Source organism: Paracoccus limosus (assembly GCF_009711185.1).
In the GTDB taxonomy this organism is placed as follows: Bacteria; Pseudomonadota; Alphaproteobacteria; order Rhodobacterales; family Rhodobacteraceae; genus Paracoccus; species Paracoccus limosus.
On the sequence record NZ_WMIF01000010.1, the window covers coordinates 68,836 to 85,003 of the forward strand.

Consider the following 16,168-nt stretch of genomic DNA (forward strand, 5'->3'; position numbering starts at 1 on the left):
CGGGATTCTCCTGCCCTTGTTCCGGTCGCAGGCCATACCTAATTCCTCTAGCAACTAGAGCTTCAAGAGGTATTTCATGGAAATCTCGATCGGGCGGCTCAGCGCGGAAACCGGGGTCAAGGTGCCGACGATCCGCTATTACGAACAGATCGGCCTGATGGCGAAACCGCCGCGCAGCGAGGGCAACCAGCGCAAATATGACCGCGCGGCGCGCGAGCGGCTGCGGTTCATCCGCCACGCGCGCGATCTGGGCTTTCCGCTGGAGGCGGTGCGCGAACTGCTCAGCATGTCGGGCGCGCCCGGCGATCCCTGCGCCGCCGCCGATGACATCGCCCGCCGCCAGCTGGCCGAGGTCGAGCTGCGAATCGCCCGGCTGACGGCGCTGCGCGAGGAGCTGCAGCGCATGCTGGGGCAATGCGCGCATGGCACCATCTCGGATTGCCGGGTGATCGAGGTGCTGGGCAACCATGACCTGTGCCAGCACACCCATCAGGCCGACCATCGCCATGATGCGGCCTAGCCGGAGCGCTTAAGGGGACACAAAACGGAAAGCCCCGCCCTTGCGGGGCGGGGCCTGCCGATCCGACGGTCTGTAGAGGCGGATCTGGCCGCAGTCAGGCTGCGGACGGGGTGGAAACCCCGCAACCGGCCAAAGGTTCCCGCGTTCATGCGGATTGCCGCAAATTAGTTTTCACCCGCCGCGACCCTGCGTCGGCGACATGCCCAGCCGCCTTGCGCCTGCCCGTGAACCGCGTCAGGATCGGGGGCCCATCACATCACCGAGGATTGCCATGTTTGCCTGGTTCGAGCGCCGGCTCGACCCCTATCCGGCCGAGGCCCCGCAGATGCCGCCGCGCGGCCTGTGGCGCTTCATCGTGCATTTCACCCGCGGCGCCTGGGGCTTCATGCTGGGCATGGCCGCCTGTTCGGCGCTGATCGCCCTGGCCGAAGTGGTGCTGTTTGGCTATCTGGGCGACCTGGTCGACAAGCTGTCGCAGGCCGACCGCGCCAGTTTCTGGGCGACCGAGGGCAACCGCCTGCTGATCATGGGCGCGCTTCTGGTGATCGCGCTGCCGGTCCTGCAGGTGATCTTTTCTCTGCTCATGCACCAGACGCTGATGGGGAACCTGCCGCAACGCATCCGCTGGCAGGCGCACCGCTATCTTCTGCGCCAGTCGATGAGCTATTTTCAGGACGAATTCGCCGGGCGCATCGCCGCCAAGCTGATGCAGACGGCACTGGCCGTGCGCGAAGTGGCGATGAAGTTCATGGACGTGCTGGTCTATGTCGGCGTCTATTTCCTGGGCGCGATCTGGCTTGCGGCCTCGACCGACGGCTGGCTGGCGCTGCCTTTCGTGACCTGGGGGCTGGCCTATGCGGTGCTGCTGCGCTGGCTGATCCCGCGCATCGGCCGCGTCAGCGAGGCGCAGGCCGATGCCCGCGCGGTGATGACCGGCCGCGTCGTCGACAGCTACACCAATATCTCGACGGTCAAGCTGTTCTCGCATTCCTCGCGCGAGGAAAGCTATGTCCGCGACAGCATGGACGGGTTTTTGCAAACGGTGCATGGCCAGATGCGGCTGGCCTCGGTGCAGAATATCCTGCTGGCGGCGCTGAACTCGGCGCTGACCTTTGCCGTGACCGCGCTGGGGCTGTGGCTGTGGACGCGCGGTCAGGTCGAGGTCGGCGCGCTGGCCGTGGCGATCCCTCTGGCGCTGCGGCTCAGCAACATGTCACATTGGATCATGTGGGAATTCGCCGGCCTTTTCGAGAATATCGGCACGGTGCGCGACGGCATCGGCTCGCTGTCGCTGCCGCGCATGGTGGTTGATGCGCCGCAGGCGCGGGCGCTGGACGTGACGCGGGGCGAGGTGGCGTTCCACGATGTGACATTCCGCTATGGCGAGCCGGCCGAGGGGCGGCCCGACGCGGTGCTGGACGGCCTGACGCTGACCATCCGCCCGGGCGAGCGGATCGGGCTGGTCGGCCGTTCCGGTGCGGGCAAGTCGACGCTGGTGAACCTGCTCTTGCGGTTCCACGATGTGGAATCGGGGCGCATCACCATTGACGGGCAGGACATTGCGCAGGTCACGCAGGAATCGCTGCGCGCCGCCATTGGCGTGGTGACGCAGGACACCTCGCTGCTGCACCGTTCGATTCGCGACAATATCGCCTATGGCCGGCCCGATGCCAGCGACGCCGAGATTGCCCGCGCCGCCGAACTGGCCGAGGCGGGTGCCTTTATCCCCGGCCTTGGCGACACGCGCGGGCGGCGCGGCTATCAGGCCCATGTCGGCGAGCGTGGCGTGAAACTGTCGGGCGGACAGCGCCAGCGCATCGCCATTGCCCGCGTGCTGCTGAAGGACGCGCCGATCCTGATTCTGGACGAGGCGACCAGTGCCTTGGACAGCGAGGTCGAGGCCGCGATCCAGTCGCAACTGGAAAGCCTGATGCGCGACAAGACCGTGATCGCCATTGCGCACCGACTGTCCACCATCGCGCGCATGGACCGGCTGGTGGTGATGGAGCGGGGACGCATCGTCGAACAGGGCAGCCATGCCGAATTGCTGGCGCGGGGCGGCATCTACGCCGGCCTGTGGGCGCGGCAATCGGGCGGCTTTCTGGAAGATGACGCATCGGAAAGCGACGAAGGCCGCGAGTTCCCTCTTGAACCGCGCTCGGTCCTCGCGTAATCAACAGCGCGGCTTAGGGGTTTAGCTCAGTTGGTAGAGCATCGGTCTCCAAAACCGAGGGTCGTGGGTTCGAGTCCCCCAACCCCTGCCAGCCGCATCCCCCGACATTCCTGACCACGCAGGTCGATCACACCACGCGGCAGACGGGCATTGGCTGTTTCCATACATCTCGGCGCGCACAAGACCGCTTCAACGCATCTGCAATTGTCGTTGCGCCGAGCGCGCGACGAGCTGCGGGCGGCAGGGGTGTTTCTGGCCGAACCCTCGATGCTGCGCGAGGAGGCGGCGACGATCCCGCTCAGTCAGGCTTTGGCCGAGGGCGAGGGCTGCGCCGCGCAGCACGACTGCCGGCGCCTGCTGGCCGAGGCGCGCGGCGATGCGCCCGATCTGCTGCTGACCGAGGAGAACATCCTTGGCGGCACCCGGCGCGGCACGATGTTTTCGCCCCAAGGCGTGCTTTATCCCTTTGCGGTGCGGCGGCTGCGTCAGGCCATCGACATCACCGGCGGCGGGCCGGTCACGCTGTATCTGGGCCTGCGCGATCCGGCGGATTTTCAGGTCTCGGCCTTTGCGCTGCAGCTGGCTCTGGGCAATGAGCTGGAGCTTGCGCCCTATCTGCAGGGGCGCGATCCGGTGCGGGTCGGCTGGTCGGGGCTGGTCAGGCGGCTGCTGACGGTGCCGGGTGTCGCCGGGATCGTCGTCTGGCGCCTTGAGGACTATGCGGCGGTGCGGTCGCAGTTGCTGCGCATGCTGCTGCCCGGCGATCTGGCGGCGCGGATCCCGGATCCGCCGCCCTCGAACGAAAGCCTGACCCAGCCGGGCTATGACTGGTTCCTGAGCCGCGCCATGGCCGACAGCGAGATCGACCTGCGGGTGCTGGCGCGGCGGGCGCGGGCGCGGTTCCCGCGCAGTCAGGGCCATCCGCCCTTGCGCCTTATGGACGAGGCGACGCGCGCCCGTTCGGCCCGCGCCTATGCCGCCGAGATTGCGCGCATCGGCAGCCTGCCGGGCGTCACCTTGTTGCAGCCCTGAGCGCACAAGGCCGGGCGGCGGCAGATCCCGGCTTGAAATGCCGGCCCGCACCGGCTATCTGACGCGCTGCAAGACCGAAGGGATCAACATGGCCAACCCCGTCCAGTTCATCAGCCAGGTGCGTGCCGAAGTCGGCAAGATTTCCTGGCCCACGCGCCGCGAGGTGATCACGACCACGGTCATGGTCTTCGTCATGGCGACTCTGGCCTCGATCTTCTTCTTCCTCGTGGACCTTGCGATCAAGTCGGGCCTGTCGGGAATCCTGCATCTGGTCGGCTGAGGGCTTGCATTGGCAGGCGTCTGGCGGTATGTCCGCCCGACCTGCCCGTGACGCGGCGTGCATCGATTCGGTCGTGCGCGCCGATTTCAATTTTGTCGGGGGTCTGGCCAGAACAGGTCGGCCGGCTGACGGGCGGTAAGCGAATTCAAGGGCTTGGTGCAAACCAAGCTGGAAGAAACAGGGGTCGATCGAGACATGGCAAAGCGTTGGTATTCGGTCAGCGTCCTGTCGAACTTTGAAAAGAAGGTCGCCGAGGCGATTCGTCAGGCTGTCGCCGAAAAGGGTCTCGAAGATGAGATCGACGAGGTTCTGGTCCCCACCGAAGAGGTGATCGAGATCCGTCGCGGCAAGAAAGTGACGTCGGAGCGGCGTTTCATGCCGGGCTATGTGCTGGTGCATATGGACCTGTCGGACAAGACCTATCATCTGGTGAACTCGATCAACCGGGTCACCGGTTTCCTTGGCGCGCAGGGCAAGCCGATGCCGATGCGCGACGACGAAGTGAACGGCATCCTGCATCGCACCGGCGATGGCGGGGTCGAGGTTGCGCCGCGCAACCTGATCCGCTTCGACGTGGGCGAGAAAGTGAACGTGACCGACGGGCCCTTCGAGGGCTTCTCGGGCATGGTCGAGGAGGTGGATGAGGTTTCGAGCCGCATCAAGGTCACCGTTTCGATTTTTGGCCGGCCGACGCCGGTCGAGCTGGAATTCACGCAGGTCTCCAAGACCGCGTGATCGTCGCGGGAGGTCCGCGTCCCGAGGGGCGCAGGCCGTACCGCTAAGTCGGCCCGGTTCCCGGGCGTGATGATAAGGAGAGGGCCAGATGGCCAAGAAAGTTGTCGGCAGCCTCAAGCTGCAAGTGAAGGCGGGCCAAGCGAACCCGTCCCCGCCGATCGGTCCCGCGCTGGGTCAGCGCGGCATCAACATCATGGAATTCTGCAAGGCGTTCAACGCGCGCTCGCAGGAAATGGAACAGGGTTCGCCCGTTCCGGTCGTGATCACCTATTACGCCGACAAGTCCTTCACCTTCGAGATGAAGACGGCCCCGGCCTCGTTCCTGCTGAAAAAAGCTGCTGGCCTGAAGCCGGTCGGCAAGCGCAACCGCGCCAAGGGTTCGGAAAAGCCCGGCCGTGTGGTCGCCGGCACCGTGACCGCCAAGCAGGTCCGCGAGATCGCCGAAGCCAAGATGAAAGACCTGTCCGCGAACGACGTGGAAGCCGCGATGCAAATCATCCTCGGCTCGGCCCGTTCGATCGGCATCGAGGTGAAAGGCTAAGTCATGGCAAAAGTTTCCAAGAACAAAGCCGCCGCCCGCGCCGCCTTTGAAGGCAAAGCGAACCTGTCGGTCGAAGACGCCGTTGCGCTGGTGAAAGCCAACACCAAGGCGAAATTCGACGAGACCGTCGAAATCGCGATGAACCTGGGCGTTGACCCGCGCCACGCCGACCAGATGGTCCGCGGCGTCGTCACCCTGCCCAACGGCACCGGCAAGCATGTGCGCGTCGCCGTCTTTGCCCGTGGCCCGAAAGCTGACGAAGCCAAGGCCGCCGGCGCCGAGATCGTCGGTGCAGAAGACCTGCTGGAAACCATCCAGTCGGGCAAGATCGAGTTCGATCGCTGCATCGCCACCCCGGACATGATGCCGCTGGTCGGCCGTCTGGGCAAGATCCTGGGCCCGCGCAACCTGATGCCGAACCCCAAGGTCGGCACCGTGACCATGGACGTGAAATCGGCCGTGGAAGCTGCCAAGGGCGGTGAAGTCCAGTTCAAGGCCGAAAAAGCGGGCGTCGTGCACGCCGGCGTCGGCAAGGCTTCGTTCGATGCCGCCAAGCTGGCTGAAAACATCCGCGCGTTCGTGGATGCGGTCAACCGTGCGAAGCCGTCGGGCGCCAAGGGCACCTATATGAAGAAAGTCTCGATCAGCTCGACCATGGGTCCGGGCGTGTCGCTGGACCTGTCTTCGGCCGCGCAGTAAGCGGCAAGAATTTCGCCAGAGTGATCTGGCGGATGGCGGGGCATCGCTGCCCCGTCCTGTCCGAGACGGAGGGTGCCGGGGAACTGGCTTAATTTCCTTCCTGAGATGGGATCAAGACCATTTTTCCGAAGGTTTCTTCGGGGGATCTTGGACCGTCACGGACCCGTTCCTGCCGCTGTTCTGGCGACAGGAAAGTGAGAGCCGGGGGGAAACCCCCATACTTGGAGTGAAACCGTGGATAGAGCGCAGAAAGAGCAGTTGGTCGAAGAGCTCGGCCAAATCTTCGAAGCCTCTGGCGTCGTGGTGGTTGCCCACTACGAGGGGATGACGGTTGCCGAAATGCAGGACCTGCGCGCGCAAATGCGCGAAGCTGGCGGGTCCGTTCGCGTTGCCAAGAACAGGCTCGCCAAGATCGCCCTGGATGGAAAGCCTTGCGCCAGCATCGCCGACTATCTGACGGGCATGACCGTGCTCGCCTATTCCGAAGACCCTGTGGCTGCTGCCAAGGTCGCGGACAAATACGCCAAGGGCAACGACAAGTTCGTGATCCTGGGCGGTGCAATGGGTGACTCGGCGCTTGACCCGGCCGGTGTGAAAGCCGTGGCCCAGATGCCGTCGCGTGAAGAGCTTATCGCTCAGATCGTGTCCTGCATCGGTGCCCCTGCTGCAAACATCGCGGGCGCGATTGGCGCACCTGCTTCCAACATCGCGAGCATCCTCACGACTCTGGAAGAGCGCGAGGCCGCTTGAGGCAATCCCCGTCCCGTCGTGGGGTTGAAACCCCGACGTTGGAACACTTAATGGAAAGAACGGAAAAATGGCTGATCTGAAACAACTCGCCGAACAAATCGTGGGCCTGACCCTGCTGGAAGCCCAAGAGCTGAAAACCATCCTGAAAGACGAATACGGCATCGAGCCGGCCGCCGGTGGCGCCGTCATGGTTGCCGGCCCGGCCGCTGCTGCCGAAGCCGTCGAAGAGAAAACCGAATTCGACGTCGTTCTGACCGACGCCGGCGCCAACAAGATCAACGTGATCAAAGAAGTGCGCGGCATCACCGGTCTGGGCCTGAAAGAAGCCAAAGACCTGGTCGAAGCCGGTGGCAAAGTCAAAGAAGGCGCTTCGAAAGCCGACGCCGAAGACATCAAGAAAAAGCTCGAAGCGGCTGGCGCCAAAGTCGAGCTGAAGTAATCAGGCCTGCACCACATGGTGCGCGCCGATTGATTTCGGAAGAAAATGGCAGGGTCCGGGGCTTTCCCGGTCCCTGCCGAACCTGTCTTGAAGGACGGTTTTCCGCGTGAGGCGGGGCGCAGACCTTCCTTCAGGGCATGTTCGGGGTTCGGGAGCCGCGCGGTGGGACGGGCGGCACGAATTGGACCCCACCCCACATTCGCCGCCTTGTGCCGGTCGGGCCCCGACGACCGCCGCAAGCGAAAGACGAAAGGTAAGACCCTCTATGGCGCAAGCTTATGTCGGCCAGAAACGCATCCGGCGTTACTATGGCAATATCCGCGAAGTTCTTGAGATGCCGAACCTCATCGAGGTTCAGAAATCCTCTTACGACCTGTTCCTGCGGTCGGGTGAGGATGAGGGCCATCAGGATGGCGAAGGCATCCAGGGCGTCTTCCAGTCGGTGTTCCCGATCAAGGACTTCAACGAGACCGCGACGCTGGAGTTCGTGAAATACGAGCTGGAGCGCCCGAAATACGACGTGGACGAATGCCAGGCCCGCGACATGACCTATGCCGCGCCGCTGAAGGTCACCCTGCGCCTGATCGTGTTCGATGTCGATGAAAACACCGGCGCCAAGTCGGTCAAGGACATCAAGGAACAGGACGTCTACATGGGCGACATGCCCCTGATGACGCAGAACGGGACGTTCATCGTGAACGGCACCGAGCGTGTCGTCGTGTCGCAGATGCACCGTTCGCCCGGCGTGTTCTTTGACCACGACCGCGGCAAGACCCATTCCTCGGGCAAACTGCTGTTCGCCTGCCGCATCATTCCCTATCGCGGCTCGTGGCTGGACTTCGAATTCGACGCCAAGGATCTGGTGTTCGCGCGCATCGACCGCCGCCGCAAACTGCCGGTGACCACGCTGCTTTATGCGCTTGGCATGGATCAGGAAGGCATCATGGATGCCTTCTACGACACCGTGGACTACAAGCTGCAACGCGCCGTCAAGGGCAAGGAAGCCGGCTGGATCACCCGCTTCTTCCCCGAGCGGATGCGTGGCACCCGCCCCAGCTTTGATTTGGTGAACGCCGAAACCGGCGAAGTCATCACCAAGTCGGGCGACAAGGTGACGCCGCGTCTGGTCAAGCAACTGGCGGAAAAAGGCGACATCAACCTGTTGCTGCCGTTCGACAAGATCATCGGCCGTTTCGTCGCCAAGGACATCATCAACGAGCGCACCGGCCTGATCTATGCCGAGGCCGGCGATGAAGTGACCGTTGAATACGACCGCGACGGCGAGATCTCGGGCGGCCTGCTTAAGGTGCTACTGGACAACGGCGTCGAGGATATCCCGATCCTGGACATCGACCATGTCAACGTCGGTCCCTACATCCGCAACACCATGGCGGCCGACAAGAACATGAACCGCGACGGTGCCCTGATGGACATCTATCGCGTCATGCGTCCGGGCGAGCCGCCGACCGTCGAGGCCGCCTCGACCCTGTTCGACAGCCTGTTCTTTGACAGCGAGCGCTACGACCTTTCGGCCGTGGGTCGCGTCAAGATGAACATGCGTCTGGATCTGGATGCGCCCGATACCCAGCGCACCCTGCGTCCCGATGACATCATCGCCTGTATCCGCGGGCTGGTGGAACTGCGCGACGGCAAGGGCGAGATCGACGACATCGACCACCTCGGCAACCGCCGGGTGCGTTCGGTCGGCGAGCTGATGGAGAACCAGTATCGCATCGGTCTGCTGCGCATGGAGCGGGCGATCCGCGAACGCATGTCCGGCGTCGAAATCGACACCGTGATGCCGCAGGACCTGATCAACGCCAAGCCGGCTGCGGCTGCGGTGCGCGAGTTCTTTGGCTCGTCGCAGCTGTCGCAGTTCATGGACCAGACCAACCCGCTGTCGGAAGTGACGCACAAGCGTCGTCTGTCGGCACTCGGGCCGGGCGGTCTGACCCGCGAACGTGCGGGCTTCGAGGTGCGCGACGTTCACCCGACCCATTATGGCCGGATGTGCCCGATTGAAACGCCGGAAGGTCAGAACATCGGTCTGATCAACTCGCTGGCGACCTTCGCGCGTGTGAACAAATACGGCTTCATCGAGACCCCTTACCGCAAGGTCATCGAAGGCAAGGTCACCGACGACGTGGTCTATATGTCCGCGACCGAGGAAATGCGCCACACCATCGCGCAGGCGAACGCCACGCTGGACGATGACGGCAAGTTCGTGGACGACCTGATCTCGACCCGTCAGGCGGGCGACTTCATGCTGAACCCGGTAGATGCGATCGACCTGATCGACGTGTCGCCCAAACAGCTGGTGTCGGTTGCTGCGGCGCTGATCCCCTTCCTTGAAAACGACGACGCCAACCGCGCCCTGATGGGTTCGAACATGCAACGTCAGGCCGTTCCCCTGCTGCGCGCCGAAGCGCCGCTGGTGGGCACCGGCATGGAAGCGACCGTGGCACGCGATTCCGGGGCCGCCATCATGGCGCGTCGCGGCGGCATCATCGACCAGGTCGATGCACAGCGGATCGTTATCCGGGCGACCGAGGATCTGGGCGCGGGCGATGCGGGCGTGGACATCTATCGTCTGCGCAAGTTCAAACGCTCGAACCAGTCCTCGACCATCAACCAGCGTCCGCTGGTCAAGGTGGGCGACCGCGTGGTCAAAGGTCAGGTCGTGGCTGACGGTCCGTCGACCGATCAGGGCGAACTGGCGATCGGCCGCAACGTGGTCGTGGCCTTCATGCCCTGGAACGGCTACAACTATGAGGACTCGATCCTGATTTCCGAGCGGATCCACCGCGACGACGTGTTCACCTCGATCCATATCGACGAATACGAAGTGGCGGCCCGCGACACGAAACTGGGGCCGGAAGAGATTACCCGCGACATCCCGAACGTCGGCGAGGAAGCCCTGCGCAACCTCGACGAGGCCGGTATCGTCTATATCGGTGCCGAAGTCGGCCCTGGCGACATTCTGGTTGGCAAGATCACCCCGAAGGGTGAATCGCCGATGACGCCGGAAGAAAAGCTGCTGCGCGCCATCTTTGGCGAAAAAGCGTCGGACGTGCGCGATACCTCGCTGCGCCTGCCGCCGGGGGCTTACGGCACCATCGTCGAAGTGCGGGTCTTCAACCGTCACGGCGTCGACAAGGACGAACGTGCGCTGCAGATCGAGCGTGAGGAAGTCGAACGTCTGGCCCGTGACCGGGACGACGAGCTGGCCATCCTCGAGCGCAACATCTACGCGCGTCTGAAGTCGCTGATCACGGGTCGCGAAGTCGTCAAGGGTCCGAAAGGCATCAAGCCGGGCGTGGCCGTCGATGAGGACGTGCTGGGTCAGCTGTCGCGTGGTCAGTGGTGGCAGCTTGCCGTCGCCGACGAAGAGACCGCCAAGGAAGTCGAAGCGCTGAACCAGCAGTTCGACAGCCTGAAGCGCGCGCTGGACAACCGTTTCGACGACAAGGTCGAAAAGGTCCGTCAGGGCGACGACCTGCCTCCGGGCGTGATGAAGATGGTCAAGGTGTTCGTCGCCGTGAAGCGCAAGCTGCAGGCGGGTGACAAGATGGCCGGTCGTCACGGCAACAAGGGTGTGGTGTCCAAGGTCGTTCCGATCGAAGACATGCCGTTCCTTGCAGATGGCACCCCGGTCGATCTGGTGCTGAACCCGCTGGGCGTGCCGTCGCGGATGAACGTCGGGCAGATCCTTGAAACCCACATGGGTTGGGCCTCGCGCGGTCTGGGCATCCAGATCGACGAAGCGCTGCAGGACTATCGCCGCAATGGCGATCTGGCCCCGGTGCGCGAAGCCATGCGGATCGGCTACGGCGATCAGTTCTACGGCGAGACCTTCGACGGTCTGGAAGACGAGGCGCTGATCGAACATGCCGACGCCGTGCGCGGCGGTGTGCCGATTGCCACGCCGGTCTTTGACGGCGCCAAGGAAGCGGATGTGAACGATGCGCTGCGGCGTGCCGGTTTCGACACCTCGGGTCAGTCCACGGTGTTCGACGGCCGCACCGGCGAGCAGTTCGCCCGCAAGGTCACCGTCGGGATGAAATACGTCCTGAAGCTGCACCACCTTGTCGACGACAAGATGCACGCCCGCTCGACCGGTCCGTACAGCCTCGTCACGCAGCAGCCGCTGGGTGGTAAGGCGCAGTTCGGTGGTCAGCGTCTGGGTGAGATGGAGGTCTGGGCTCTGGAAGCCTACGGCGCCGCCTACACCCTGCAAGAAATGCTGACGGTCAAGTCGGATGACGTCGCAGGCCGCACCAAGGTCTATGAGAGCATCGTGAAAGGCGAGGACAATTTCGAAGCCGGCGTGCCGGAATCGTTCAACGTTCTGGTCAAGGAGGTCCGGGGTCTGGGCCTCAACATGGAACTCCTGGATGCGGAGGACGAGGAGTGAGGGGTATCCCCTCACTTCACCCCACCGCGCCCCTCATTAGGATTTGGAAATGAACCAGGAACTCGCTCACAACCCCCTGAACCCGCTGGCCTCGCCGCGGCAGTTCGACGAAATCAAGATCTCGCTGGCCAGCCCCGAGGAAATCCTCGCCTGGTCCTATGGCGAGGTGAAGAAACCTGAAACCATCAACTACCGCACGTTCAAGCCCGAGCGTGACGGTCTGTTCTGCGCGCGGATCTTTGGCCCGATCAAGGATTACGAATGCCTCTGCGGCAAATACAAGCGCATGAAATATCGCGGTCTGGTCTGCGAAAAATGCGGCGTGGAAGTGACCCTGCAAAAGGTCCGCCGCGAACGCATGGGCCATATCGAGCTGGCGGCGCCCGTGGCGCATATCTGGTTCCTCAAGTCGCTGCCCTCGCGCATCGGTCTGATGCTGGACATGACGCTGCGCGATCTTGAGCGTATCCTGTATTTCGAAAACTACGTCGTGATCGAACCGGGTCTGACGGACCTGTCCTATGGTCAGTTGCTGACCGAGGAAGAGTTCCTTGACGCGCAGGACCAGTACGGCGCCGACGCTTTCACCGCCAATATCGGCGCCGAAGCGATTCGCGAAATGCTGGCCAATATCGATCTGGCCGCCACCGCCGAGCAGCTTCGCGAAGAGCTGAAAGAGGCGACCGGCGAGCTGAAGCCGAAAAAGATCATCAAGCGTCTGAAGATCGTCGAGTCGTTCCTGGAATCGGGCAACCGCCCCGAGTGGATGGTGCTGACCGTGGTTCCGGTCATCCCGCCGGAACTGCGTCCGCTGGTTCCGCTGGATGGCGGCCGCTTTGCGACCTCGGATCTGAACGATCTGTATCGCCGGGTGATCAACCGCAACAACCGTCTGAAGCGTCTGATCGAACTGCGTGCGCCCGACATCATCGTGCGCAACGAAAAGCGGATGCTGCAGGAATCGGTCGATGCGCTGTTCGACAACGGCCGTCGTGGCCGCGTCATCACCGGCAACAACAAGCGCCCGCTGAAATCGCTGTCCGACATGCTGAAAGGCAAACAGGGCCGTTTCCGTCAGAACCTTCTGGGCAAACGCGTCGACTTCTCGGGTCGTTCGGTGATCGTGACCGGTCCCGAGCTGAAGCTGCATCAATGCGGTCTGCCCAAGAAGATGGCCCTGGAGCTGTTCAAGCCGTTCATCTATTCGCGGCTTGAGGCGAAGGGCCTGTCCAGCACCGTCAAACAGGCGAAAAAGCTGGTCGAAAAGGAACGTCCCGAGGTCTGGGATATTCTGGATGAGGTCATCCGCGAGCACCCGGTTCTGCTGAACCGTGCGCCCACGCTGCACCGTCTGGGCATCCAGGCGTTCGAGCCGATCCTGATCGAAGGCAAGGCGATCCAGCTGCACCCGCTGGTCTGCTCGGCCTTCAACGCCGACTTCGACGGCGACCAGATGGCCGTGCACGTCCCGCTGAGCCTTGAGGCGCAGCTGGAAGCGCGCGTCCTGATGATGTCGACGAACAACGTTCTGTCGCCCGCCAACGGCGCGCCGATCATCGTTCCGTCGCAGGACATGGTTCTGGGTCTGTATTACACGACCATGGAACGCGAAGGCATGAAGGGCGAAGGCATGGTCTTCGCGAACCTCGAAGAGGTCGAGCATGCTCTGGCCTCGGGTTCGGTGCATCTGCACGCCCGGATCAAGGCCCGCCTGCCGCAGATCGACGAGAACGGCAACGAGGTCATCAAGCGCTATGACACCACGCCGGGTCGTCTGCGTCTGGGCTCGCTGCTGCCGAAGAACGCGAAAGCGCCCTTCGAGCTGGTCAACCGCCTGCTGCGGAAAAAAGACATCCAGAACGTCATCGACACCGTCTACCGCTACTGCGGCCAGAAAGAGTCGGTCATTTTCTGTGACCAGATCATGGGTCTGGGCTTCCGCGAAGCGTTTCGCGCCGGCATCTCGTTCGGCAAGGACGACATGGTGGTGCCGCCGACGAAATGGGAACTGGTCGAGGAAACCCAGGATCAGGTCAAATCCTTCGAGCAGCAATATCTCGACGGTCTGATCACCCAGGGCGAGAAATACAACAAAGTGGTCGATGCCTGGTCGAAATGTAACGACAAGGTCACCGACGCGATGATGAAAACCATCTCGGCCACCAAGAAGGACGAGAAGGGCGCCGAAATGGAGCCGAACTCGGTCTACATGATGGCGCACTCGGGTGCCCGGGGTTCGGTCAGCCAGATGAAACAGCTGGGCGGGATGCGCGGCCTGATGGCCAAGCCGAACGGCGAGATCATCGAGACGCCGATCATCTCGAACTTCAAGGAAGGTCTGACCGTTCTTGAATACTTCAACTCGACCCACGGCGCCCGGAAGGGTCTGTCGGACACCGCGTTGAAGACGGCGAACTCGGGTTACCTGACCCGTCGTCTGGTCGACGTGGCGCAGGACTGCATCATCCGCGAGCATGACTGCGGCACCGAACGCGCGATCACCGCTTCGGCGGCGGTCAACGACGGTGAAGTCGTCAGTCCGCTCAGCGAGCGTGTGCTGGGCCGTGTCGCGGCCGAGGACGTGCTGGTGCCGGGCGAGGATGTCGTGATCGTTCGCAAGAACGAAGTCATCGACGAACGCAAGGCGGACGAGATCGAGCAGGCCGGCGTGCAGTCGGTCCGCATCCGCTCGGCCCTGACCTGCGAAGCCGAGGACGGCATCTGTGCGCTGTGCTATGGTCGCGACCTTGCGCGCGGCACGCTGGTCAACATCGGCGAGGCCGTGGGCATCATCGCGGCGCAGTCGATCGGCGAGCCGGGCACGCAGCTGACGATGCGGACCTTCCACATCGGCGGCATCGCCCAGGGTGGTCAGCAGTCGTTCATCGCGGCGGCGCAGGAAGGCACGATCTCGTTCGAGAACGAGAACACGCTGGAAAATGCCTCGGGCGAGCTGATCGTGATGAGCCGCAACATGCAGCTGCACATCATCTCGGCCACGGGCGAGACGCTGGCCAGCCACAAGCTGTTCTACGGCAGCAAGCTGTTCGTGCGCGAAGGCGATGCCGTGGCGCGCGGCCAGAAGATGTTCGAATGGGACCCCTATACCCTGCCGATCATCGCCGAAAAGGCCGGTGTGGCGAAATATGTCGACCTGCTGTCGGGGATCTCGGTCCGCGACGAGACCGACGATGCCACCGGCATGACGCAGAAGATCGTCACGGACTGGCGCTCGGCCCCGAAAGGCAACGAGCTGAAGCCCGAGATCATCATCGTCGACGCCGATGGCGAGCCGGTGCGCAACGATAACGGCAACCCGGTCACCTATCCGATGTCGGTCGACGCGGTTCTGTCGGTCGAGGACGGGCAGGAGATCAAGGCCGGTGACGTGGTGGCGCGGATCCCGCGCGAAGGTGCCAAGACCAAGGACATCACCGGGGGTCTTCCCCGCGTGGCGGAACTGTTCGAAGCCCGTCGCCCGAAAGATCACGCGATCATCGCCGAGCTGGATGGCTATGTGCGCTTTGGCAAGGACTACAAGAACAAGCGCCGCATCACCATCGAGCCTGCCGACGACACGCTGGCTCCGGTCGAATACATGGTGCCGAAAGGCAAGCACATCCCGGTGCAGGAAGGCGACTTCGTGCAGAAGGGTGACTACATCATGGACGGCAACCCGGCGCCGCATGACATCCTGCGCATCATGGGGATCGAGGCTCTGGCCGACTACCTCATCGACGAGGTGCAGGACGTCTATCGACTGCAGGGCGTGAAGATCAACGACAAGCACATCGAGGTGATCGTTCGCCAGATGCTGCAAAAGATCGAGATCCTCGACAGCGGCGACACCACGCTGCTGAAGGGCGAGCATGTCGACCGCGACGAGTTCGAGGAAGAGAACGCCAAGATCGAAGCCAAGGGGGGCCGTCCGGCCTCGGGCGAGCCGGTGCTTCTGGGCATCACCAAGGCCAGCCTGCAAACCCGCAGCTTCATCTCGGCCGCCTCGTTCCAGGAAACGACCCGCGTGCTGACCGAGGCCGCCGTTCAGGGCAAGCGCGACAAGCTGGTTGGGCTGAAAGAGAACGTCATCGTCGGCCGGCTGATCCCGGCGGGCACGGGTGGTGCCACCGCCCGCGTCAAGCGCATCGCCAGCGAGCGCGACAATGAGGTGATCGAAGCCCGCCGCGCCGAGGCCGAAGCCGCCGCCGCGCTGATCGCGCCGGAGGAAGTTCCGGTCGAGCGCAGCGGCGAGTGATCGCCGCAGGATAGGAATGGGAAAGGCCCGGCGGATCGCCGGGCCTTTTCATTTGGCGGAGCCGGGCGCCGGTCAGCGGTGCTCTGGTCCTGACCTGCGACGGGATTTTTCTTGCGGTTTGCCTTGGGCCCAACCCCGGCAGTCTGGATCGAGACTTTCGACCCGCAAGCAGCCATCCCGCTGCAAGGCCGGGGCAAGTGGTGGTGTCCGGGGCGCCGGACCATGCCTGCCTGACGGTCACCGATTTCAATGTCGCCAGCCTGCGCATCGTCGAGGCGGGCGCCCGGCAACTGCATGGTCTCGAGATGCATGATCTGGGCAGGCCCGAGG

Annotated in this window: 11 protein-coding genes and 1 tRNA gene; all 12 read left to right on the forward strand. The window is 63.5% G+C overall.

From position 1 onward, the window contains the following. Window positions 1-76: 76 nt before the first annotated feature. The 12 genes from GL279_RS09055 to rpoC all read left to right on the forward strand — a co-directional run bounded on the left by GL279_RS09055 (window position 77) and on the right by rpoC (window position 15,838). On the forward strand, window positions 77-520 hold the full coding sequence (locus tag GL279_RS09055) for a MerR family transcriptional regulator (RefSeq protein WP_155064309.1): 444 nt from the start codon (window positions 77-79) through the stop codon (window positions 518-520). Between the two features lie 271 nt (window positions 521-791). Then, a complete protein-coding gene (locus GL279_RS09060) occupies window positions 792-2,693 on the forward strand; it encodes an ABC transporter ATP-binding protein (RefSeq protein ID WP_155064310.1) in 1,902 nt (633 codons plus the stop codon). A 15-nt stretch (window positions 2,694-2,708) separates the two neighbouring features. Beyond that, window positions 2,709-2,784 (forward strand) — tRNA-Trp (locus GL279_RS09065). 113 nt (window positions 2,785-2,897) lie between these two features. Continuing rightward, on the forward strand, window positions 2,898-3,725 hold the full coding sequence (locus GL279_RS09070) for a hypothetical protein (RefSeq protein ID WP_155064311.1): 828 nt from the start codon (window positions 2,898-2,900) through the stop codon (window positions 3,723-3,725). Between the two features lie 88 nt (window positions 3,726-3,813). Next, a complete protein-coding gene (secE, locus tag GL279_RS09075) occupies window positions 3,814-4,005 on the forward strand; it encodes a preprotein translocase subunit SecE (protein WP_425495602.1) in 192 nt (63 codons plus the stop codon). A 195-nt stretch (window positions 4,006-4,200) separates the two neighbouring features. Further along, complete coding sequence (gene nusG / locus GL279_RS09080; RefSeq protein ID WP_155064313.1) at window positions 4,201-4,740, forward strand: transcription termination/antitermination protein NusG; 540 nt, start codon at window positions 4,201-4,203, stop codon at window positions 4,738-4,740. 88 nt (window positions 4,741-4,828) lie between these two features. Continuing rightward, window positions 4,829-5,281 carry a 50S ribosomal protein L11 gene (gene rplK / locus GL279_RS09085; RefSeq protein WP_155064314.1) on the forward strand — a complete coding sequence of 151 codons (453 nt, stop codon included), beginning with the start codon at window positions 4,829-4,831 and terminating at the stop codon, window positions 5,279-5,281. A 3-nt stretch (window positions 5,282-5,284) separates the two neighbouring features. Continuing rightward, complete coding sequence (gene rplA / locus GL279_RS09090) at window positions 5,285-5,980, forward strand: 50S ribosomal protein L1 (RefSeq protein ID WP_155064315.1); 696 nt, start codon at window positions 5,285-5,287, stop codon at window positions 5,978-5,980. Window positions 5,981-6,214: 234 nt separating this feature from the next. Then, window positions 6,215-6,730 (forward strand): 50S ribosomal protein L10, encoded by a 516-nt coding sequence (rplJ, locus tag GL279_RS09095; protein WP_343039760.1) that lies wholly within the window; start codon window positions 6,215-6,217, stop codon window positions 6,728-6,730. A 67-nt stretch (window positions 6,731-6,797) separates the two neighbouring features. Next, window positions 6,798-7,169, forward strand: coding sequence for a 50S ribosomal protein L7/L12 (gene rplL, locus GL279_RS09100; RefSeq protein ID WP_155064317.1), 372 nt, complete (start codon window positions 6,798-6,800; stop codon window positions 7,167-7,169). Between the two features lie 265 nt (window positions 7,170-7,434). Then, window positions 7,435-11,583, forward strand: a complete 4,149-nt coding sequence (gene rpoB, locus GL279_RS09105) for a DNA-directed RNA polymerase subunit beta (RefSeq protein ID WP_155064318.1) — start codon at window positions 7,435-7,437, stop codon at window positions 11,581-11,583. A gap of 49 nt (window positions 11,584-11,632) precedes the next feature. After that, the gene (rpoC, locus tag GL279_RS09110) at window positions 11,633-15,838 is read left to right on the forward strand and encodes a DNA-directed RNA polymerase subunit beta' (protein ID WP_155064319.1); all 4,206 of its coding nucleotides are present in this window, start codon (window positions 11,633-11,635) and stop codon (window positions 15,836-15,838) included. Window positions 15,839-16,168 lie beyond the last annotated feature (330 nt).